Origin of the sequence: Parapedobacter tibetensis (genome assembly GCF_024704835.1) — a bacterium.
In the GTDB taxonomy this organism is placed as follows: domain Bacteria; phylum Bacteroidota; class Bacteroidia; order Sphingobacteriales; family Sphingobacteriaceae; genus Parapedobacter; species Parapedobacter tibetensis.
The window spans coordinates 29,349-52,841 of record NZ_JAMXBE010000009.1 but is presented as its reverse complement, the minus strand read 5'-3'; the positions used below and the strand labels follow the sequence as shown (position 1 = coordinate 52,841).

Annotated in this window: 18 protein-coding genes; 1 reads left to right on the top strand and 17 read right to left on the bottom strand. The window is 46.4% G+C overall.

The features are described 5' to 3' along the window. The first annotated feature begins 50 nt into the window (after positions 1–50). Positions 51–2,459 carry a TonB-dependent receptor gene (locus NF543_RS15265; RefSeq protein WP_257668914.1) on the top strand — a complete coding sequence of 803 codons (2,409 nt, stop codon included), beginning with the start codon at positions 51–53 and terminating at the stop codon, positions 2,457–2,459. 157 nt (positions 2,460–2,616) lie between these two features. Here NF543_RS15265 and nrdF read toward each other — a convergent pair whose 3' ends face one another. From nrdF to ilvE, 17 genes are all read right to left on the bottom strand, one after another. After that, positions 2,617–3,600 carry a class 1b ribonucleoside-diphosphate reductase subunit beta gene (nrdF, locus tag NF543_RS15260; RefSeq protein WP_257668915.1) on the bottom strand — a complete coding sequence of 328 codons (984 nt, stop codon included), beginning with the start codon at positions 3,598–3,600 and terminating at the stop codon, positions 2,617–2,619. Positions 3,601–3,729: 129 nt separating this feature from the next. After that, positions 3,730–5,835, bottom strand: a complete 2,106-nt coding sequence (gene nrdE / locus NF543_RS15255) for a class 1b ribonucleoside-diphosphate reductase subunit alpha (RefSeq protein WP_257668916.1) — start codon at positions 5,833–5,835, stop codon at positions 3,730–3,732. Further along, on the bottom strand, positions 5,792–6,205 hold the full coding sequence (gene nrdI, locus NF543_RS15250) for a class Ib ribonucleoside-diphosphate reductase assembly flavoprotein NrdI (RefSeq protein WP_257668917.1): 414 nt from the start codon (positions 6,203–6,205) through the stop codon (positions 5,792–5,794). Before nrdI ends, nrdE begins: the two co-directional genes overlap by 44 nt. Positions 6,206–6,295: 90 nt before the next feature. Continuing rightward, on the bottom strand, positions 6,296–6,532 hold the full coding sequence (locus NF543_RS15245) for a glutaredoxin family protein (protein ID WP_257668918.1): 237 nt from the start codon (positions 6,530–6,532) through the stop codon (positions 6,296–6,298). A 368-nt stretch (positions 6,533–6,900) separates the two neighbouring features. Then, positions 6,901–8,133 (bottom strand): threonine ammonia-lyase IlvA, encoded by a 1,233-nt coding sequence (gene ilvA / locus NF543_RS15240; RefSeq protein ID WP_257668919.1) that lies wholly within the window; start codon positions 8,131–8,133, stop codon positions 6,901–6,903. Positions 8,134–8,136: 3 nt separating this feature from the next. Then, positions 8,137–9,219: a 3-isopropylmalate dehydrogenase gene (leuB, locus tag NF543_RS15235; RefSeq protein WP_257668920.1), complete on the bottom strand. Its 1,083-nt coding sequence runs from the start codon at positions 9,217–9,219 to the stop codon at positions 8,137–8,139. Positions 9,220–9,244: 25 nt separating this feature from the next. Beyond that, complete coding sequence (locus tag NF543_RS15230) at positions 9,245–10,801, bottom strand: hydroxymethylglutaryl-CoA lyase-like TIM-barrel protein (protein WP_257668921.1); 1,557 nt, start codon at positions 10,799–10,801, stop codon at positions 9,245–9,247. A gap of 92 nt (positions 10,802–10,893) precedes the next feature. Further along, on the bottom strand, positions 10,894–11,490 hold the full coding sequence (gene leuD / locus NF543_RS15225) for a 3-isopropylmalate dehydratase small subunit (RefSeq protein ID WP_257668922.1): 597 nt from the start codon (positions 11,488–11,490) through the stop codon (positions 10,894–10,896). A 7-nt stretch (positions 11,491–11,497) separates the two neighbouring features. Continuing rightward, positions 11,498–12,895: a 3-isopropylmalate dehydratase large subunit gene (gene leuC, locus NF543_RS15220; RefSeq protein ID WP_257668923.1), complete on the bottom strand. Its 1,398-nt coding sequence runs from the start codon at positions 12,893–12,895 to the stop codon at positions 11,498–11,500. Between the two features lie 76 nt (positions 12,896–12,971). Continuing rightward, the gene (locus tag NF543_RS15215; RefSeq protein WP_257668924.1) at positions 12,972–14,480 is read right to left on the bottom strand and encodes a 2-isopropylmalate synthase; all 1,509 of its coding nucleotides are present in this window, start codon (positions 14,478–14,480) and stop codon (positions 12,972–12,974) included. Between the two features lie 24 nt (positions 14,481–14,504). Continuing rightward, positions 14,505–15,971, bottom strand: a complete 1,467-nt coding sequence (locus NF543_RS15210; protein WP_257668925.1) for an ATP-binding cassette domain-containing protein — start codon at positions 15,969–15,971, stop codon at positions 14,505–14,507. 132 nt (positions 15,972–16,103) lie between these two features. Further along, on the bottom strand, positions 16,104–17,585 hold the full coding sequence (gene ilvC / locus NF543_RS15205; protein ID WP_257668926.1) for a ketol-acid reductoisomerase: 1,482 nt from the start codon (positions 17,583–17,585) through the stop codon (positions 16,104–16,106). 5 nt (positions 17,586–17,590) lie between these two features. Continuing rightward, a complete protein-coding gene (locus NF543_RS15200) occupies positions 17,591–18,082 on the bottom strand; it encodes a DinB family protein (protein WP_257668927.1) in 492 nt (163 codons plus the stop codon). A gap of 17 nt (positions 18,083–18,099) precedes the next feature. Then, positions 18,100–18,690, bottom strand: a complete 591-nt coding sequence (ilvN, locus tag NF543_RS15195; protein ID WP_257668928.1) for an acetolactate synthase small subunit — start codon at positions 18,688–18,690, stop codon at positions 18,100–18,102. Positions 18,691–18,696: 6 nt separating this feature from the next. After that, positions 18,697–20,427, bottom strand: coding sequence for a biosynthetic-type acetolactate synthase large subunit (gene ilvB / locus NF543_RS15190; protein WP_373275010.1), 1,731 nt, complete (start codon positions 20,425–20,427; stop codon positions 18,697–18,699). An 82-nt stretch (positions 20,428–20,509) separates the two neighbouring features. Then, the gene (gene ilvD, locus NF543_RS15185; RefSeq protein ID WP_257668930.1) at positions 20,510–22,204 is read right to left on the bottom strand and encodes a dihydroxy-acid dehydratase; all 1,695 of its coding nucleotides are present in this window, start codon (positions 22,202–22,204) and stop codon (positions 20,510–20,512) included. A 2-nt stretch (positions 22,205–22,206) separates the two neighbouring features. Further along, positions 22,207–23,097, bottom strand: coding sequence for a branched-chain-amino-acid transaminase (gene ilvE, locus NF543_RS15180; protein WP_257668931.1), 891 nt, complete (start codon positions 23,095–23,097; stop codon positions 22,207–22,209). Positions 23,098–23,493 lie beyond the last annotated feature (396 nt).

The following is a 23,493-nucleotide window of genomic DNA, read 5'->3' as shown; positions in this document are numbered from 1 at the left end:
AAATCCTTAAGGATAAAAGTTAAACAAACTCCAAATCTTTGAACAACTAAATGAGAATATCAATTATACTATTTTGCGAAGTGCTGTTATTAGGCCTGATGGGTTATGCAACGGCGAAGAGCCAACCTCAAACCGTAGTCAGTGGATATATTACTACAACAGATGAAATACCCGTCGAGCAGATGTCCGTGAAAGTAAAAGGAACATCGATAGGCAATAAAACAGATCAAAGGGGCTTTTACGAGCTGGTACTCCGCAGAGGAGGACAATATACAATCCAAGTTAGTGGAGTAGGCATTATGCCGCAGGAAAAAGTGATTCTAGTTTCCGAAGGCGTCAGTCAAAGCGTGAATTTCGTGGTATCCCTGACCAACCAGCAACTCGATGAAGTGCTGGTATCGGCCAATAAGGCCCGTTACAAGGTGGATACACTATCATCTAGCCTTCGGTTGGATATCCCCTTACTGGAAATCCCACAAAATATCCAAGTGGTAACGGCCAAGGCCATGGAAGACCAACAAATTATCAGCATGAGTGATGGCCTGGTGCGCAACGTCAGTGGAGCCTTGAAGTTGGAGCACTGGGATGAGCTTTATGCCCGGATCAACATGCGTGGATCGCGGGCTTCGGCCTTCCGCAATGGCATGAACGTGACCTCGCAATGGGGCCCGCTCGATGAAGACATGAGCATGGTAGAAAACATTGAGTTTGTCAAAGGTCCAGCTGGATTCATGATGTCAAATGGTGAGCCCAGCGGCATATATAACGTCGTAACTAAGAAACCTACAGGACAGACAAAAGGCGAAGCCAACATTACAATGGGAAGCTTTGATTTATATCGAGCAACATTGGACCTCGATGGAAAACTGGCATCTTCCGGAAAATTGCTTTATCGCTTCAATGTGATGGGACAACGCAAAAATTCGTTCAGAAATAACCAGTTTAATCACCGTTATAGCATTTCGCCGGCCATTCGCTATTTGATAGATGACCAAACAGTGCTCACGGCGGAATATAACTACCAGCATGCACGAATGGCTAACGTAGGATCTTCCTATACGTTCGCGCAAGATGGGTATGGCTCCTTGCCACGTGATTTTACATGGTCAGTACCTCAATTGGAGCCCACAGTAATCAAAGACCATAGCCTATTCCTCCATGTAGAACATCAATTCAATGACGACTGGAAACTAACAACACAGGCAGCGTATTTCAATTATGACCAGGTGGGTAGTTCATTCTGGATCAATGCCTATGATATAGGTGGCGGACAACGATCGGCCATCGACGACGAAGGGAACATCATACGCAATGTGAGCATTTGGGATGCCGTAAACGAGTCGACCTTCGGACAGGCTTACCTCAATGGAACGGCATACACTGGACTAGTGAGACACCGGATAATGGGAGGTATTGACCTAGGGACGAAGGACTATGCTGCCGATTGGTCACAAGGGCATGCACTGGATACGGTGGGTGGATTTTTCAATATTTATGCGCCACATTACACCCTACCTGCCAATGGCCTCCCGAATTTCGATCGCTCGATAGCGATACGTGAACGTGCTACAGTGAGTACGCTTACCCAGTCCTATGTTGGCGTATATGTACAGGATGAACTGGGATTTTGGGAGGACCGTATACGGCTCACGCTGGCTGGAAGGTATACCTACGTGCGTCAATCCAGGTATGGTACGGCCATGGATGGTAACCGTTTTACACCCCGTGTGGGCATCAGCGTATCGATAGATGAACGCACTGCGGTATATGGCTTGTTTGACCAAACCTTCGTGCCTCAAACAGGCCTGCTGCGTGGCGAAGACTTGCCCAAACCGATTACGGGCAACAATATCGAGTTTGGAGCCAAACGCAATTGGAACGATGGCAAGTGGAGTAGCGGCCTATCGGTATACCGTATATTGAAAAACAACCAATTGGTGACCGACCGCGATACCAGCGGAGGTAATAGCAATTTCATCTATTCATTGCAGTTGGGACGGACACGTACGCAAGGCGTAGAAGTTGATCTGAAAGGCGAAATCGTTGAGGGGTTCAATATCATCCTGAACTATGCCTACACGGATGCGCAGGTGAGTAAAAACCCTTATCCTGATCAGGTTGGAAATGTGGTGCCCGGATATGCCACACATGTAGGTAATGGCTGGCTGAGCTATCGTATGCAGCGTGGTCCGTTGAAGGGGGTAGGCCTGTCGGGCGGATTCTCTTATCAAAAGGATCGAAAGACCTGGGGTTGGGATACTGAAAATGAGAAAAACCTTCCCGATTATTTCCGGTTGGATGGAGGTGTTTCCTGGCAGAATAAGCGGGTAATCCTTGCCGCCAACGTATTCAATATCTTGAATGAATACCTCTATTCTGGATCGCCTTACAGCGATTTTTATTATTGGCAATCGGAGCCACCACGCAATTTCAGAGTGAGCTTAGGTTATCGGTTTTAATAGAAGCGTGGCGTTTTCCACGACGGAAAACGCCACGCTTCTCATTTAAAGAACCATGCTGGTATCCATCACAAAATCCTCATCCCTCAGGTGTACAATTCCAGTAGACTTCTCATAGTTGGTTGANACCCCCCCCCAAACCCCCCACGCTTCTCATTTAAAGAACCATGCTGGTATCCATCACAAAATCCTCATCCCTCAGGTGTACAATTCCAGTAGACTTCTCATAGTTGGTTGATTTCTTGGAAAAGAAATCATGTTGTGTTGTTTCTACGTTAAGACCATTCAATACAATGGGATTTACATTCTTGACTTCAAAGATCGGTTCGAAACCAAGATTCATTAAGGCTTTGTTGGCATTATACCGTACATATTCCTTCACTTCAGAAGTAAGCCCCACATCCGTGTATATCTCCTCCGTATATTTCAATTCATTTTCGTATAATTCATTGAGCAATGCAAGGAGTTTTTCTTTGCTTTTCTCGGGTTTCTGTAATTTTTTGTAAACATTTTGGGCCAATAATCCTACAAACACACCGTGGATGGATTCATCGGCTACGATTTTCTTGATGATATCGGCACTGGCCACCATGTGTCCCTGTCCACACAACCATAAAGGGATGAAAAAGCCACTGTAAAATAAGAATGATTCCAAAAGCACCGAGGCGGCCAAAGCCATGAAAAGCTCTTCCTTACTGATGTTGGCCTTATCGATGGCACGGTAATATTTGTCGATGGTGGATGCCTTGAATTGCAAGTATTTGTTTTGTTGAACCCAAGCAAAAATATCATCGATGTCTTGGGTTGTGGCCACCGTCGTGAAAATGGTAGAATATGACTTAGCATGTATGGCTTCCATCATGCACATATAAGAAAGTACCGCCTTATTCTGCAGGGAATCGATGTGGTCGATAATTTTGGGCATCCCGGTATGGCTTTGCAGGGTATCAAGCAAGGTAAGCCCACCCAACGCCTTTTTATAGCATTCGCGCATCTCCGGGGAGAGGGCTTTCCAACTATCTATATCCTTGGAGGGGATGTATTCGGTATCAATCCAAAACTGCTTGATATTTTGTTCCCAAAACATCAAAGCATAATCGTTATCCGGGGTGTTCCAGTTTACTGCACTATATTGCTTCATTGTCCACTAAGATTAAATGGTATTTACTATGTTCTTTTAGACAAGAATACGAAGCGATTCTTGGTATCCCAAGTATGCGCTTCGCATTCGCATCTCGTATGCTAACCTAATTGCTGGCAGCTGACTTTTTTAAGCCGAGCACGACACGCATTCGTCTATGGTCGATTTGCGTGTACGGGTATAATACAGGGATTTCAATCCCATTTTATGTGCGAAGATGTAATACTTCGCTAAATCACGAGTAGAATCTTTCGAGTTGGTATGCAGTATGGTGGATATTCCCTGGTCTACATGCCGTTGGATGACCGATACAAGGCGCAACACTTTCATCTGGTCCATGTCATATGCCGATTTGTAGTAGAAGTAGTTGTCATTGGTGAGGTATGGCATGGGGTAGTAGGTCGTGCTGTCACCATATTCACGCACTTCGATGATATCCACGATAGGCATTACGGAAGCCGTGGCGTTCATGATGTATGAAGTGGATTGGTTTGGTGCGATGGCTTGGCGATACGCATGGTACACCCCGTGTTCCTTCACTTGGTTTTTGAGTTCTTCCCAATCGGCACGAGTTGGTATCCGGACACCTTCAAACAGCTCAGCTACTTTGTCATATACGGGCAAGTAATCTTTATCCAGATACTTGTCGAAGTAAGAACCGTCTGCATATGCAGATTTTTCAAAGCCCAAGAATGTGGTTTTCCGTTCACGTGCAATTTCCATGGAAGCCTGCAGCGAGTAAAAGTTGACCATCATGAAGAATACATTGGCAAAATCGAGCGCTTCGTCACTCTCATACATGATGAAATTCTTGGCAAGGTACCCATGTAAGTTCATGGCACCCAAGCCCACGCTGTGCAGTTCGCGGTTGGCTTTTTGGATCGAGGGTACCATGGCAATGTTCGTCACGTCCGATACCATCGTCAGGGCACGCATAGCCGTTTTAACAGCTTGTTCCACCCTTTTGTTATCCATTACGGTGGCGATGTTGAGCGATCCCAAGTTACAGGAGATACCATAGCGTATGGTATCTTCCTGACCGTAAATATTAATGTCAGACACTTCGGAAACCTGCATGATTTCCGTACATAAGTTGGAAAATTTGACTTGACCGATGCCATTTAGCGCATGCTCGCGGTTGGCATTTTCCTTGAAAAAGATATAAGGATATCCACTTTCCTTCTGCGTCTGTGCGATTTTGACCAACAGATGGCGGGCATTGATTTTTTTCTTCTTGATTTTGGGATTAGTAATCAGTTCATCATACATCGCATCCATATCCACTTCATCGAGGTACTTGCCGTATTCCTGCATCACCGTATGTGGGTGGATAAGGAAACAAGGTTCGTCGTTCATGGCCAGCTCCATGAATTTATCGGGAATAATCACGCCTATCGAGAGCGACTTGATGCGGACTTTTTCATCCACATTGATTTTCTTACAATCCAAAAACTCCTCGATATCCGAGTGGAAGATATTGAGGTATACCGCACCGGCTCCTGGGCGTTGGCCAAGCTGGTTGGCATAGGAGAATGTATCTTCGAGGATTTTCATGATGGGAAGCACCCCGCCAGCGCGTCCTTCTACACCTTTGATGGCTTCGCCACGGGCACGGATTTTGGAGATGTTGAAAGATACTCCACCACCGATTGACGACAGTTTCATGGCTGAGTCTATGGCATAGCCGATACCATTGAGGTTGTCCCCGATTTCGTCAAGGAAGCAGGAGACCAATTCTCCCGAGCGCTTTTTCCCTGCATTGAGGAATGTAGGTGTAGCGGGCTGATACTCTTGGTTAATCAACAATTCGGCATATTGAAAAGCTTTGTCAATGCCCTCATGGCGAGCAAGAAACAATGACACGGCAACCACACGGTCTTCGTAACGTTCCAAAAACTTTTCACCAGAGTCATCGCGAAGTGCATAGCTTTGAAAAAACTTGAATGCACTCATGAATGAGGAGAAACGGAATTTTTTAGCAAATACATAGTTATACACCTGCTCCATTTCCTCAAATGTGAACCATTCGTAGAAATTGATGTAGTAATTATGTTCAACGAGGTAATCGACTTTTTCTTTTAAGGTATAGAAGAAAACCGTGTTTTTATTCACATAATCCAAAAAATAAGAGCGCACGGCTTCTTTGTCCTTATGCAGGCTATATTCGTCATCATGTTTGGTCATGATTTCGTTATTGAGCAAAATCCAGCTCTTTGCTACCTCGTTCGTTACCATAATATTTTTTTGCTGTTATAATATCTATAAATTCTTTTACATCCTCCATGGTGCCGGAGAGTTCAAACTTCAATGCCAAAGGCAAGCCGTATTCCGATGCAATCTTGTCTCCAGCCAAGGCGAAATTTCTTCCCCAATTGCGGTTTCCACTCGAAGATACTGAGTGGAGGTATGAACTTGCATATTGCAGGAAGTTTTTCGTTGTTTCCGGTATCTCGCCAAACCGGGTGGTAAATGTCACCAAATGGCCATCATGTCCTACCTTCATCCCCGGTTGGATTTTTCGAACTGCCCATCCCGTCAAATCCGCCACCTTCTGCATGAATCGCTCCACGTTGCCCGTTTTGCTATCGTAATAAATCCATTCCATGCCTGTGTCCTTTTTAGCTGATGAACCCCCAAATATTGGGGCCTCCAATTTTTTCTTTTTTCTTTTGAAGTTTAGTTTTTGTTTTCGACTTTACTGTACGATCAATGCCGATAGCTCTTCCGGTTTGAAACCAATGATGCGCTGGGTTTCCTGATTTTGGTTCAATACAATGACCGTAGGTACGGTACGAACTTTGAATTGAATGGCCAACTCCGGTTTGTCAAAAGGATTCACTTTTTCATAGTCGATGCCCTTGCGGTCGAGGAATTCAGATACTTGATTGCAAGGAGCGCAATCGTTTTTTTCGAATTTTATGATTCTGGTCATGTGTAGTAAGATTTTAATGTTCAACAATAATTGGATTCCCAATGTTTTCCGGTAGATTTCCCGGTAATTTTTGTTGTTGGGGCCGGTGATTTTCGGCCTTGAACAAATATCAGCTATTTACTTTGAGTGCGGTAGTAATTGTTATCAACAGATGTTGAATTATTCACAATGTGAATAAGTTTTGTGAGGTATTTAATGTTTAAAATACTGAATATAAATACTTTGTAAGGTTGTTAATATTTTCTTAACGTATAAATGTTGATAATATCGGGGTTATTTCGGTACACTTATTGTATGCGGCAGCCTTGCTACAAAGTGGGGATTGAGGCCGGGGGGATGCATTGGATTTCAATAAAGGGATTACCTAATCAAATTAGGTATTCAAATAACGTTTGGTCACTATTTACTTCTTTAAAATCAAAGCGGTGCTGCCGCATACGATCCACCAATGCGGTATAATCTGAGGCCTTCTGCAATTCAATGCCTACCAGGGCTGGTCCTCGTTCGCGTTGCGTCTTTTTAATAAAATCGAAGCGGGTGATATCATCATGTGGCCCCAATACTTCATTAACAAATAATTTGAGGGCGCCGGGACGTTGGGGGAAACGAACAATGAAATAATGCTTTAGGCCTTCATAAAGTAAGGAAAGCTCCTTGATTTCGCCCATGCGGTCGATATCGTTATTACCACCACTAAGGATGCACACTACCTTTTTGCCCTTGATTTCATCCTGGTAGAAATCGAGGGCAGCCACCGCCAGCGCTCCCGCGGGTTCAGCCACAATAGCGTCTTTATTATACAGTTCGAGGATAGTCGTACATATTTTGCCCTCAGGAATGAGCCGCATATCGTTCAATAGGGGGCTGCAAAGGCTATAGGTGAGATCGCCTACGCGTTTCACGGCGGCACCATCCACAAACCGGTTGATGTTAGTTAACGTAACGGGTCCGCTTTGCTCCAACGCAGTTTTCATGGACGGTGCGCCCGCTGGCTCTACACCATAAAGCATGATTTCGGGTTTGACCGCTCGGAGATATGTTCCTGTTCCTGCAGCCAGTCCACCACCACCTATGGGTATGATCACCATATCTATATCGGGTTCATCCTGCAGGATTTCTACCCCCACGGTACCCTGTCCCTCGATAATGTCGCGGTCGTCAAATGGGTGTATGAATGCCATGTCCCGTTCGGCGGAATAAGCCAATGCCGCATGTTGGCAATCATCAAATGTATCCCCTGTGAGGATAATTTCAATATGGCCATTGCCAAACATTTCCGTTTGGCTGATTTTCTGCTTGGGCGTGGGCTCTGGCATAAATATCACCCCTTTAATGCCAAGTTTTTTGCATGAAAAGGCCACCCCTTGAGCGTGGTTCCCGGCACTTGCACAAACCACGCCTTTTCCTCGTTCGGCTTCGGTGAGTTTGCTGATTTTATTAAAAGCGCCGCGCAATTTGTACGAACGTACCACCTGTAAATCCTCCCTTTTGAGGTATACAGTTGCACCATACATTTTCGAAAGCCTTTCGCTGTATTGCAAGGGCGTATGGTTGGTTACCCCTTTCAGGCGGTCAGCGGCAGCAAGGATGGCCCGCTCCATGTGCTAACTAACAATCAAGTCCGGGAGCCCGATGTTGGCTACCAACCAATCGCCCACCTCGCTGGTTTTATATGCTTTATTGCTTCCTGCCAAGTCTTCGGTCACGATTCCTTCGGTCAATGATTTGTTTACAATCGCCCTGATGAGGGCCGCTTCTTCCTTGAGGCCGAAAGCATCTTCAAACATCATTGCGGCCGAAAGCACGGTTGCCAACGGGTTGGCGATGTCTTTTCCGGCTGCCTGTGGATATGAACCGTGTATGGGCTCGAACAGGGAGGTATGGATACCAATAGAAGCGGAAGGCATCAGTCCCATGGAGCCGGAAATAACGGAAGCTTCATCCGTGAGGATATCACCAAAAAGATTTTCAGTGATAAGCACGTCATAGGAGCTGGGCCATTGCACCAAGCGCATGGCCACGGCATCCACAAACTCATAGCTTACTTCCACTTCAGGGAAGTCCTTTTCCATGTCTTGGACGGTTTCACGCCACAGGCGTGAACTCTCCAACACATTGGCCTTATCCACACAGCAAAGTTTCTTGCGTCTGCTCATGGCCATTTCAAATCCGAGCTTGGCTAAGCGTTGCACTTCCTCACGGGTATACGTACAGGTGTCAAAAGCGGTTTCCCCATTGTCTTTTCTTCCCCTTTCACCAAAATAAATACCTCCGGTCAGCTCTCGGAGAATGATTAGGTCGGTCCCTTCAATCCGCTCCCTTTTTAAGGGAGAGTTGTCTATCAAAGAAGGAAACGTAAAGGTAGGGCGTACGTTGGCAAAAAGACCCAGTTTCTTGCGCATCTTCAACAATCCCTGCTCGGGGCGTACCGGGGCTTTGGGGTCGTTGTCATAACGAGGATGACCGATAGCCCCAAAAAGTATCGCATCGGCCGCCATGCAAATGGCATGGGTCGATTCAGGATAAGGATCGCCCACAGCGTCAATTGCGGCAGCACCTGTTAATGCCGATGTCCAATTTACTTGATGGCCGAATTTCTCCGATATGGCATCCACAACTTTTACGGCTTGGTCAATGACTTCAGGTCCAATTCCATCGCCGGGTAAAAGCGCTATATTTAATTCCATGATGATATACGTTTTTATTGATAAATTACTCTGTAATAGATGCCGCTTCCAATTGGTCTACATTTAACAAAATATTCAGCATGCGTTGGGTGGCTTTTATTGCACTGACGGTTTGATCGGAATCCAACCCCCGAGTCAGAAATGTCTTGTTGTCCGTTTCCCAAGTGATGGTGGTTTCGCATAATGCATCGGTGTTGCTACCGGGCGCAATCCGTACGCTATAATCAACCAATTTGGGCAATTTGATTTTATTTTTGGTGTAGGCCCTTTTCAGCGCAATCATAAAGGCATCAAACTGCCCATCACCCTGCGCATGTTCTTCAAATAGTGCGCCATTTATCCATACCGCAACGGTGGCAGAAGGGCGCAAACCCTTTGAATGGGTCAATACATAAGATTCCACTAAGATTTTTTCTTGAAGCGCTTTGGTTGTCAGTACATCGGAGATGATATAAGGGAGATCCTCTTTCGTAACGGTTTCTTTCTTGTCACCGAGCTCAATCACCCGTTGTGTCACTTTCCTTAGGTCCTCCTCATTCAGTTTCAATCCTAGTTCTTGCAGATTTTTCTCAATGTTTGCCTTTCCTGAAGTTTTTCCGAGGGCATATTTGCGTTTCCGGCCAAACCGTTCGGGGAGGAGGTCGTTATAGTACAGGTTGTTTTTATTGTCGCCATCCGCGTGGATACCGGCAGTTTGGGTAAATACATTGTCGCCCACAACCGGTTTGTTGGCGGGTATCCGCACGCCCGAAAACGTTTCTACCAATTTACTTATGGTATAGATATAGGATTCTTTCACCTTGATTTCCACTTCGGGCAGAAAGTCGTTGATTACGGCTACCGCACTGGCCAGCGGGGCATTTCCTGCCCGTTCGCCCATACCATTCACGGTCAAATGCAGTCCGTTTACACCGGCTTTTACCGCCTCTACCACATTTGCTGTGCCCAGGTCATAATCATTATGTGCATGGAAATCAATATGGGTTTTCGGATAGCGAATCCTTAACGCTGAAATATATTCAAGTGTTTCAGAGGGGGTAAGTATGCCGAGCGTATCGGGGAGCAGGATTCGTTTTATGGGTTGGGTTGCCAAAAAATCCAGGTATTGCAATACGTAATCTGGTGAATGGCGCATGCCATTACTCCAGTCTTCTAAATAAACATTGGTAGCAATCCCATTTCCCTCAGCCAGTTCAATGACAGCGGCTACTTCATCGAAATGCTGTTGCGGTGTTTTCCGCAGTTGGTGAGTCAGGTGGTTTAGCGATCCTTTGGTCAATAGGTTCTGCACCTGTACACCAGCTCGTTGCATCCATGCTATGGATGTGCCATTATCGACGAAAGAAAGCACTTCAACGCGATTTAAACACGAATGGTTGTCCGCCCATTTCGTAATGGCCTTCACTGCTTCAAATTCTCCTTGGGAAACGCGGGCAGAAGCTACCTCCACCCGGTCTACGTGAAGTTCTTCCAGCAGCAATTGTGCTATGGTGAGCTTCTCTGAAACCGAGAACGACACGCCCGAGGTTTGTTCACCGTCGCGCAATGTCGTATCCATGATTTCTATTCTCCTTCTTTTCATTAAAATAAATTGTTCTTTAACGGCAATGAAGCTTGCATGAGCTGTCTTATTTATGTCCTTTTTTGAGCGGTAGCTCATGCAGGTTTCATCAGCTATAAAGGGAGCTTCTTCGCAAATTCCTCAATATCGGATTGTATATTGAGCAAGTAATCGATATCATCAAAGCCGTTCAACATATTGCTTTTTTTATAGCTATTGATATCAAACGACTCCTTGTCTCCAGTTGACAGTATCGAGATGGTCTGCTCGGGCAAATTTACTTCCAACTCGGTGTCGGGGTCGTGGTAAATTGCCGCAAATATTTTTTCCAGGAAACCGGCACTTACCTGCACAGGCAATACACCAATATTCAGGCAGTTGTTCCTGAAGATATCGGCAAAAAAGCTGGATACTACACATCTGAAGCCATAGTCATAGATGGCCCATGCCGCATGTTCCCTGGATGAGCCGGAGCCAAAATTCTTACCGCCTACAAGGATTTTTCCTTTATATACCGGATTGTTCAGTACAAAATCCCCTTTTGGTGTACTGTCCGGATTATACCGCCAGTCGCGGAAAAGATTATCGCCAAATCCGACGCGTTCGGTGGCTTTCAGGAATCGGGCAGGTATAATCTGGTCCGTATCCACATTTTCGATGGTAAGCGGAACCGCTGTACTTTTTAATATATTGAAGCTATCGTATGCCATGTCAAAATTATTGAATGAGTGTTCTTGGATCGGTTACTTTACCGGTTATGGCCGCCGCCGCGGCAACCAGCGGACTGGCCAGCAATGTCCGGGAACCCGGACCCTGTCTTCCTTCGAAATTCCGATTGGATGTACTCACCGCGTATTTGCCGGCCGGTATCTTGTCGTCATTCATGGCTAAGCAGGCTGAGCAACCGGGTTGGCGAAGTGTGAAACCTGCTTCTGTCAGGATGTTAAGCAATCCTTCTTCCTTGATCTGTTGTTCAACAATATGCGATCCCGGCACCAGCCAAACGATTACGTCTTCCGCTTTCCGCTTGCCTTTTACCAAGGAGGCGAAAGCCCGGAAATCCTCTATACGGCCATTGGTGCAGCTCCCCAAAAATACATAGTCGATTTTTTTTCCAATCATTTGGTCTCCCTCATGGAAGCCCATGTAGCCAAGTGATTTTTCATAGGTGGCCACACCACCTTCCACTTGTTTGGCATCTGGAATCTCATGGGTAATGCCTATACCCATACCCGGATTGGTACCATAGGTAATCATCGGCTCGATTTCAGATCCGTCAAAGGAAAGTTCCTTGTCGAAAACAGCGTCATCGTCTGTTTTCAGGGTTTTCCAATAAGCCATGACGTTGTCCCAATCTGCTCCTTTAGGGCTAAACTCACGTCCTTGGATATAATCGAATGTGGTTTGGTCGGGAGCAATCATCCCGCCACGGGCTCCCATTTCGATGCTCAGGTTACACACAGTCATGCGGCCCTCCATGCTCATCTGTTCAAACACGCTACCGGCATATTCCACGAAATAACCCGTGGCACCAGAAGTCGTTAGTTTGGATATGATAAACAAGGCTACATCTTTGGGCAACACGCCTTTACCCAATGAACCATTGATGGTAATGCGCATCTTTTTGGCTTTTGGCTGCATGATGCACTGCGTGGAGAGCACCATTTCCACTTCCGATGTACCGATTCCAAAGGCAATGGCCCCGAAGGCACCATGTGTTGACGTATGTGAATCGCCGCAAACGATGGTGGCACCGGGTTGCGTGATGCCATTTTCAGGACCGATTACATGCACAATACCGTTTTTATTATGGCCCAATCCCCAATGCCTGATGCCATAGGCTGCAGTGTTTTGCTCCAGAGCCTTCAATTGGTTGGCCGACAACGGATCCTCCACGGGTAGGTGCTGGTTGATAGTTGGTGTATTATGGTCGGCAGTAGCAAATGTACGTTCAGGGTATAAAACCTTGATCCCACGGTTCCTTAATCCCAAAAAAGCCACGGGGCTGGTTACCTCATGGATTAAATGCCGATCAATAAATAACACATCAGGCCCTCCTTCAATCTTATGCACCACGTGTGCATCCCATACCTTGTCAAATAATGTCTTACTCATTTTTATAGTTGTTGTTTCGTTTTTTGCTGATTCGTTATTTCGCTTCCGACTTCCGGACTTCGAACTTTCGGACTACTCAAATAAACTTATTCAACGCATCCAGATAAGCGTTGGCAGAGGCCCTTACGATATCGGTGCTGAAGCCATAACCCATGTAGGATTTGTCTTCATACACTACCCGCATATCCACCTTGCTCACGTCGTCACTTCCACCATGGATGGAATGGATATTGAATTCCTTGATTTCAATTTGTTTCCCAATGATACCTTGTATTGCTTTAATGGTGGCACTCACCGGGCCGTTGCCTGAGGCAGTGGCCTCATGTGCTACGCCGTTATAGCTAAGCTTAACGGTAGCTTCCGGCGCTTCTTGGTCGCCTGTGGTCACCTGCAGCGCGTTGATTGCCAATCCGTTTTTGAAGTTTTCTTCGATTTTGGCTCCCATCAGTTGCAAAAGGTCATCGTCTTTCAGCTCTTTTTTGGCATCGGCCAACTCCAGAAAACGTTGGTATACTTGATCCAAATCAATACGTTCCATGGTGTAGCCCAAACGTTCCAAATGGTGTTTCAGCGCATGTCTACCACTTCGGGCGGTCAGTATGATTTCCGATTGGTCAATCCCTACATCTTCGGGATTCATGATTTCGTAATTTTCGCGATGCTTGAGCACACCATCTTGATGGATGCCCGAACTATGCGCAAATGCATTCCTTCCTACGATAGCTTTGTTGGCCTGTACGGGCATACGCATCATGCGACTTACCATGCCACTTAAAGGATACAATTGTTTGGTGTTTATGTTCGTATGTAAGTCCAAGGATTGGTGTGTTTTCAAGATCATGACCACCTCCTCCAGCGACGTATTTCCCGCACGTTCGCCGATACCATTAATGGTACATTCGGCCTGTCTTGCCCCATTTTGCAAACCAGCGATGGTGTTGGCCGTGGCCAATCCAAGATCGTTGTGGCAATGCACAGAAATAATCGCTTTGTCTATGTTCTTAACATTTTCTTTCAGGAACCTGATTTTGGCACCATACTGCTCAGGTAGGCAATAGCCGTTTGTGTCCGGTATGTTCACTACGGTGGCCCCCGCCGCTATCACGGCTTCGATCATCTGGGCCAAGTATTCATTATCAGCCCTTCCGGCATCCTCCGCATAGAATTCGATGTCTTCGACAAAGGATTTGGCATATTTTACCGCTTCTACCGCACGCTCCAGAATCGCTTCACGCGTGCTGTTGAATTTGTATTTGATATGTGTGTCAGACGCACCGATGCCGGTATGGATACGTGGCTTCTTGGCATATTTCAGCGCTTCGACAGCCCGGTCTATATCCCCTTTGATTGACCGCGTGAGCGCGCATACGGTAGGGTTTTTTACTAACTTGGAGATTTCAACAACGCTGTTGAAGTCTCCGGGGCTTGAAATCGGGAAACCGGCTTCAATGACGTCCACGCCCAATGCTTCCAATGCCTCGGCAATGATCAGCTTCTCCGGGGTTGTCAATTGCGAACCGGGTACCTGTTCTCCATCCCGGAGGGTGGTATCAAAAACGTATATACGGTTTGGATCGTGCAACATAGTTAGGATCTTTTTTGTTTCTGTTTAATAAACAAGTTCTGTTATGTCTTGTATGGTTTTAACCTCACCTTTTTCCAATATCATTTTCTTTTCTAAGCAGCTGGGCAAGTGGGTTTCGTAATGGCCAACATAAATCAATGTTTTTCCAAAACCACAGAGCTCATCGACCACTGTATTGAAATGCTCGGTTTGGTCGTGGTCCAGTCCTTGGCAAGGTTCATCCAAAATGAGCAATGGCGGATTTTTGATGATAGTCCTTGCCAGTAATACTAAGCGTTGTTTTCCCAACGGCAGCGTGGTGATCACCCGGTCTTTGTATTCCGTCAGGTCAAAAAATTCCAGCAGCTGATTGACTTTTTGCTGCTTGTCATAGCTGGGTTGCCTGAACAGGCCGATACTGTCGTAGAAACCGGACGCTACGGCTTGCCATACCTTAGCCGTTTTATCAAAATACCAATGGATTTCTGGAGAAATGATGCCTAAGCGTTCCTTGATATCCCAAATGCTTTCTCCACTTCCCCGCCGTTGTCCAAAAAGGTGGATGTGATTGGCATATGCTTGCGGATGGTCTCCGTTAATCAGGCTTAATAGGGTTGATTTTCCCGAACCATTGGGCCCTTGGAGCAACCATTTCTCTCCCGCGCGGATTGTCCAGCTAATGTCCTTTAACACCACCTTGTCGCCATAGCGGACGTGGATATTCTCCATGTGGACCATGACCTCAGCAGACACGTTAGGCTTTTCTTTAAGGAACAAAGGCAACGTTTTTTGGACGCGGCCCGCATCCTTTGATAAATCCAGCACGGAGTCTAATTGTTTTAACCGTCCGTGTTCAATTTCCGCAAATCGATTGATGCAGCCCGGTAAATCCGCATCGTTCGTAATGAGCACGAGATGTACACCTGCTGCCGCCAATTTGTCAAAATAGCCGTTAAGCATTTTGCGCGACGATTTATCCAGCCCGGTGTAGGGTTCGTCAATAATCAGCAGCTGTGGTTTTAGCCACAACGCTTTGATCAATTGTAATTTTTTGTGCTCGCCACTGGAAAGTTCAATTAACTGCGTGTTTTTAAGATCGGCAAAATCAAAAAGGGCTAAGTATTGTTCTACCTCTTCTAACCATAGGTTTTTCGCTTTTGCATAATGTGCCAGTTCGGCATATACCGTCAGTGTATCGTCCTTTTGTTGTTTATTATAACGTTGCTGATAGTAGAAATTACGGTCCCCCTCCAAGTTGGTAAACTGATACCAGTTTGAAACGTATAACGCCCGCGGAGGGAGGGGAGACGTGTTGTCGAAAAATAGCTGTACGATGCCACTCGTTTTTTCAAGTCCTGCCAATGCTCTGGCCAACGCGCTTTTCCCAGAGCCGCTTTTCCCTCCGATGAGCCAATGCTCTCCCCGGTGGATTTGCCAGTTTAATCCATCCAATACGACATGATGCGCATATTGGAGGCTCAATTGGGCGATATGGACGACAGAATGGATCATTACTAGGCAAGCTGTGAAGCCATAATTAACTTGCTATGGCTTTATTAATATCGTGTTTTAATGTTATGCAAACTTATGTAAATTACGGATGATATACAATCGTACCTTACTGGCAGGAATGCTTCCGTTTTCCTAAGCCGTTTTAATGGCTTTCATGGCCGTCATGGCTGTACGGAGTACGGTGCCTACCTTTTCAACAGGATGAGTGCGGATGGCTTCGTTTACGGCAATCAGCTCTTGGTTGTCGACCGCCATGTCTTTACCCTCGTTGAAATCCTTGCCAATAATGTCCGTATCTACCGTTTTCATGAAGTCGGCCAATAATGGTTTACATGCGTGGTCAAATAAGTAACAACCGTATTCAGCCGTATCAGAAATCACACGGTTCATTTCGAACAATTTTTTACGAGCGATCGTATTGGCGATAAGCGGGGTTTCATGCAAAGACTCATAATATGCCGATTCGGGTTTAATCCCGGCCTCCACCATGGTTTCGAAAGCGAGTTCAACCCCGGCCTTAATATAAGACACCATAAATACAGCATGGTCGAAATACTCCTGCTCTCTGATCTTTACATCGCCAGCGGGTGTTTTTTCGAACGCTGTTTCACCGGTAGCCGCACGCCATTCCAATAGTTTTTTGTCTCCATTTGCCCAGTCTTCCATCATCGTACGGCTAAAATCGCCGCTCATGATGTCGTCTTGATGTTTTTGGAACAAGGGGCGCATAATCGCCTTCAGCTCTTCCGAGATTTCGAATGCCTTTATTTTGGCAACATTGCTTAGACGGTCCATCATCGCGGTAATACCGCCTTGTTTTAAGGCTTCGGTAATGACCTCAACACCATATTGAACTAATTTGGACGCATAACCTGGCTCAATACCTTTTTCGATCATTTTATCAAAGGAAAGGATGGAGCCTGTTTGCAACAGTCCACATAAAATGGTTTGTTCGCCCATTAAGTCAGATTTAACTTCTGCGACGAAAGACGAACGCAAGACACCCGCTTTGTGCCCGCCGGTGCCCACGCAATACGCTTTGGCTTCGGCCAGCCCCTTCCCTTGCGGATCGTTTTCAGGGTGAACGGCGATGAGTGTTGGCACGCCAAACCCACGTAAATATTCTGCACGTACCTCAGAGCCCGGGCATTTGGGCGCGATCATGATCACCGTGATGTCTTTACGGATCTGTTTCCCTTCTTCCACGATGTTGAAACCATGTGAATAGGAGAGGGTAGCCCCCATTTTCATTAAAGGCATCACGGCATCGATTACTGAAGAGTGCTGTTTGTCGGGAGTTAAATTACTTACGAGATCAGCCGTAGGGATCAGGTCTTCATAAGTGCCGACAGTAAAGTGATTGTCGGTAGCATTTTTCCACGAATCCCGTTTTTGTTCGATGGCTTCCTTACGGAGGGCATACGAAACATCCAGTCCGCTATCTCTTAAATTAAGTCCTTGGTTTAAGCCCTGTGCACCACAGCCCACGATGACGATTTTTTTACCTTTCAAAGCGCTTACGCCATCAGCAAATTCACTGATGTCCATAAATTCTGCAACGCTTAATTGATTTAATTGTTCTCTGAGTGGTAGGGTGTTGAAATAATTTGCCATTGTTTTTATTTATGTAATTGTCTCTTTTGTTCTTTTACTGCCTTTTTGAGTGCTGTTGCATAACCCAAATGCAAATTATCATGCATCAATGTGCAGGTGATGATCTCATGGATGTTGTTCATCTCTACACCATATGTAGATGTAGCATAAGGTGATATCTCTGCAAATACACCATCTTGGATATCGCGTTCAATCCGTTCGATGGAGGTGAAGGCTTGCGTTTTCAGTGTTTCCAGCTCTTCGGCAGCAATCCATTTTTCAGGTTTCGACCCTTTCTGGTAGGTACCGAAGAACGGAATCTCAATATCTTGCAAGACAATGCCGGTGCGCAGGTAACACAGCGCCTGCGTGCTCACCACGATATGCCCGAAATTCCAACCAATATTGTTCCTAAATCCATTCGGTACTTCATTGATTTCTTCGAGGCTCAATTCTTCCAACAGCCGGACGAATAGTTCCCTGGTACGTTTGATGTAATTAAAAACTGGACTTTGCATAGCGTTACTACCCATTATTACATCGTGAATATTTTATCCTGTTTGCCGAGATACCGATTTTCCACCACTTCGGCTATCGGTTCTGCTTCTTCAAATTCCTTGAGTTTTTTGTGGAACCCTTCGCTGTCTTTGATAATCGCGATACGGGCACTGCGCACAAATTCAATTAGGCTATATTCAGCCAATGCGGCAGTAAGCGCATCAATCTCCTCGCTGTGTCCAGCCGTTTCAAACACGGTATAATCATTGCGTATCACCACGGCACTGGCGCCGTACTGCCGTAATAGGCGCTCCACAGGGGCCTTTTCGGTGACAACTTCCGTAGGCACCTTATATAATGCCTGTTCCTGCCAGATGATCTCGTCATTGGTGTTGTAATAGGCTTTGAGTACCTCTACCAGTTTCTCTATCTGGCGGCAAAGCTTGCGCACCACTTCTTCCGTTTCATGGATGACAAGGGTGAAACGGTGGATGCCTTCCACTTCTGATGGCGAGGTATTGAGGCTTTCGATGTTGATTTTACGCCGCGAAAAGATGATGGAAATCCGACCGATCATCCCGATGGTGTTTTCCGTATAAAGTGTAATGGTATATTCCTGCTTTTCCATGTTCAATTATTTTAATCGAATTTCACTTACACTGCTTCCCTGCGGCACCATAGGGAACACGTTATTTTCCTTGCCCACCATCACTTCCAGAAGATAAGCACCATCGTGTGTGATCATTTCAGTGAGTGCTTGTTTCAAATCCTTACGTTCACAGACGCTTCGGCCCGGAATACGGTAACCTTTGGCCACCGTCACATAATCGGGGCTGGTAATGTTCACGAAGGAGTACCGCTTATCATGGAAAAGCTGCTGCCACTGGCGCACCATCCCCAGGAATTCATTGTTGAGGATGAGTATCTTCACTTTGGCACCAAACTGCATGATGGTCCCCAATTCCTGTATGGTCATTTGGATCCCGCCGTCACCAATGATGGCTACTACAGTTCGTTCAGGTGCACCATACCAGGCTCCAATCGCCGCCGGTAAGCCGAAGCCCATGGTGCCTAATCCACCCGAGGTGACGTTGCTTTTTGATTGGTTGAATTTGGCATAGCGGCAAGTCACCATCTGGTGTTGGCCCACGTCCGTCACAATCACGGCATCGCCATGGGTCAACTCGTTGAGTATATTGATGACTTCCCCCATGGTCATCACGTCAGTGGAGGGATTCAATTCTTCATTGATGACTTCTTTTATTTCAGCTTGCTCCAGTTCACGGAACTGCGCCAGCCATGTCGTGTGCTCCTTGCGCTCCACCAATTCGGTGAGTATAGGGAGGGTGTCCTTGCAATCGCCCCATACCGGTACGGTGGTTTTTACATTTTTGTCGATTTCGGCAGGGTCGATATCGAGGTGGATTACTTTGGCCTGTTTGGCATATTTATCCAACCTACCCGTCACCCGGTCGTCAAAACGCATCCCGATGGCGATGAGCACATCACACGAGTTGGTCAGCACATTGGGTGCATAGTTGCCATGCATACCCAGCATACCCATATGCAAGGGGTGGTCGGTTTCCAAGGCACTCAAGCCCATGACGGTGGAAGCGGCAGGGATTCCTGCCTTTTCGATAAACGCTTTGAGATCGGACTCCGCCTTGCCAAGGATGATGCCCTGGCCAAATATTACGAAAGGCTGTTTTGCTTCGTTGATGAGTGCCGCTGCTTGCTCAATATATTCTTTGCGCACGATGGGTTTCGGGCGGTAGCTACGAATGTGGTTGCAGGGCTTATACCCTTCATATTCAAATAGCTGTAGCTGTGCATTTTTGGTGATGTCGATCAGCACGGGTCCTGGCCTGCCAGTACGTGCCACGTGGAAAGCCTTGGCCAATGCCATCGGAATCTCACAAGCATCGGTCACCTGATAGTTCCATTTGGTCACCGGAGCCGTGATATTGATGACATCCGTTTCCTGGAAAGCATCGGTGCCCAATAAATGGGCAAACACTTGTCCCGTAATACAGACTAAGGGATTGCTGTCAATCGTGGCATCTGCCAAACCGGTAACGAGATTGGTAGCCCCAGGGCCACTGGTGGCAAAGACCACGCCGGTACGGCCCGAGGTGCGGGCGTATCCCTGTGCAGCATGGATGCCGCCTTGTTCATGGCGCACCAAGATATGTTTTAGCCTATCATTGTAATCATACAAGGCGTCATATATGGGCATAATGGCACCGCCCGGATAGCCAAAGATGGTGTCTACACCTTCTGCTAGCAGTGCTTCCAGTACCGCTTGCGAACCGCTTAATTGAATCTTTTTTGCTTCTTCCTGCAACTTGCTGGGGGTGTCTTTCATTGCTTCAAGTGTACTCATGATATTAGTTCATTTGTTCAATGGTTAATGCATTTATTTATTGGCTCAAGATTATGTTTCCACTTCACTCGTCCGTGACGCAGCCTTCCGTTGCGTCAGAAACCGTTTTTGCATATTTATACAACACCCCTTTGCTTACCTTCAATAGAGGTTGTTGCCACTTAGCACGACGTTCGGCGATGGTTTCTTCGCTCACCTGAAGGTTTATGGTGTTATTCGTCGCGTCGAGCACGATTATATCGTCATCTTCCACCAAACCGATAAGCCCACCTTCATGAGCCTCAGGAGTGATATGCCCCACCACAAATCCGTGGGTTCCACCGCTGAAGCGCCCGTCGGTGATGAGGGCTACGCTTTTCCCCAATCCTGCACCAATTAACGCAGATGTTGGTTTCAGCATTTCGGGCATGCCGGGAGCTCCTTTGGGGCCTTCGTTTTTGATGACGACAACATCGCCCGCCTTGACCCTACCAGAGGAGATGCCTTCGATGAGCTGCTTTTCGCCATCAAAGACACGGGCTGGCCCTTCGAAACGTTCGCCCTCCTTGCCCGATATTTTGGCTACGCTGCCTTTTTCAGCCAGGTTGCCATATAATATTTGGAGGTGGCCTGTAGCCTTTATTGGATTATCCAATGTATAGATGATTGCTTGGTCTATTGCATTGATGGGCGTTACATCTGATAGATTTTCCGCCAATGTCTGTCCGGTCACCGTAAGGCAATTGCCATGTAGCAGGCCTTCATTGAGCAGGTACTTCATTACGGCAGGAACCCCTCCATATAGGTGGAGGTCTTGCATCAAGTATTTGCCGCTGGGTTTCAAGTCGGCCAATACAGGCGTGGTGTTGCTCATGCGTTGGAAATCGTCTTGGGTAATCTGAATACCTACGCTTTTGCCCATGGCGATGAAATGCAATACCGCATTGGTACTTCCTCCGAGAACGATAATCAGACGCAGGGCATTTTCAAACGCTTCACGCGTCATGATATCCGAAGGCTTGATGTCGCGTTCCAATAGGATATGGATGTATTTGCCGGCATCGAGGCATTCCTGGTGTTTTTCCTTGCTGATAGCGGGGCTGGAGGAGGAATAGGGCAATGACATACCCAAGGCCTCAATGGCCGACGCCATGGTATTGGCTGTATACATACCACCGCAAGCCCCTGCTCCCGGACACGCATTTTTGACGATTCCAAGAAAGTCTTCATCCGATAGGTTCCCGGCAATTTTCTGTCCAAGTGCTTCGAACGCGGATACGATATTCAGGTCTTGCTCTTTATAATGGCCCGGAGCGATGGTGCCTCCGTAAACCATAATGGAGGGCCTGTTGAGGCGGCCCATGGCCATGATGGACCCTGGCATGTTTTTGTCGCAACCCGGGATAGCAATAAGCCCATCGTAATACTGCCCACCACACATGGCCTCGATACTGTCGGCGATGATATCGCGACTTACCAACGAATAGCGCATGCCATCGGTACCATTGGCCATGCCGTCGCTCACGCCGATTGTATTAAATATCAACCCAACGAGATTGTTGCTCCATACACCGTCTTTCACTACTTTAGCTAGGTCATTGAGGTGCATATTGCAGGTATTGCCATCGTAACCCATGCTGGCGATACCCACTTGAGCTTTTTGCATGTCGTCATCCGTCAGCCCAATGCCGTAAAGCATAGCCTGTGCAGCGGGTTGGGTCTTGTCTTGGGTGAATACCCGGCTGTATTTGTTCAGTTCGTTTGTTTGTTTAGTCAGCATGGTTATATGATCACTTCGTAATTTTCTTTTTCCAATGTAAGATTCTTGTAAGCCCGTTGTATGGTAGAACCAAGTGTATCAGCCCATTCTTCCGAGAAAACAACATCATCTATGGCAGCAATACCCACAATACCCGTAGCCGTACCGGAGAGGAATGCGCTATCCGCTCCTTTGAATTCTTCCAAAGAGATTTGTTTCTCTACGACATCGATGTTGAGCACGTTAGCAAGTTCAAGTACCGTTTGCCGTGTAATTCCTGGAAAAATATGCCCTAAGGACGGGGTAAACAACGTGGTATCCTTTTCGATAAAGAGGTTGTTGCTGGAAGCTTGGGCTACATAGCCCTCGCTATCCAGCAAGATCGCTTCGTCAAATCCCCGTTTGATTGCCTCATTGGTGGCCATGATGGATGCTACATATTGGCCGGATACCTTAGCCTCGGGCGGCAAGGAATTGGGATTAGGCCGCTGATACGGCGATAGGGTTACCCGGATAAGATCAGTTCCCAAGAACGGTCCCCATTCCCATGCGGATATGACAATGCTGGAATCATTGGATGCTGTGAGGTACATGTTGTGGCCAGTGGTTACCAGCGGTCTGATATATGCACTTCGCAAATTGTTCTTGTCCAAAAGTTGGTAGGTCTTGTCTACAAGGAGATCCGTTTTCCATGGGAAGGCAATGCCCACAAGCTCACAGGAATGGCGGAGCCGATCATAATGCTGTTCGGCCTTGAATATGCGCGTGCCATTGTGCGTATTATAGGCCCGTATGCCTTCCAAGGCGGAATAACCGTAATGGAGCGATTGGCCAAACAGGTCAATCCCCGTGCTGTCAGCTTTGACAAACGTACCATCCAAATAAACCCATGTGTTTTTATCGAAATACTTCATGTTTCCTCACCTAAGATTCACCTATTTGCTTTTCATTGAAATGCCTGGATTCTCCCTTAAATTCCCTATAGGTTCGTTGTCTTTTATTTGACTTCATCAAGGTATGATGTTTATTCATAATTGGCAATAGCAAATGAATAGTTTTTTAAATCAGAATATAATTTTACTTTATTAATTATAAAAGAATATAATTTTATTATTATACCTTTTTATGCTGCAATATTTTATTAAATATATACCAAAACCAATTTGGGTATTCGGTTCATTTATTGATTACTGAATGCATCAGTGTCAAATTCTGCGTAAAATAGGGTGCACCGATGAAAAAGTTGACAAAAAAGAAACCCTCGCCGAGTGCTCGGTGAGGGTTTCTTTTTTGCTTATGTTAATTTTGTT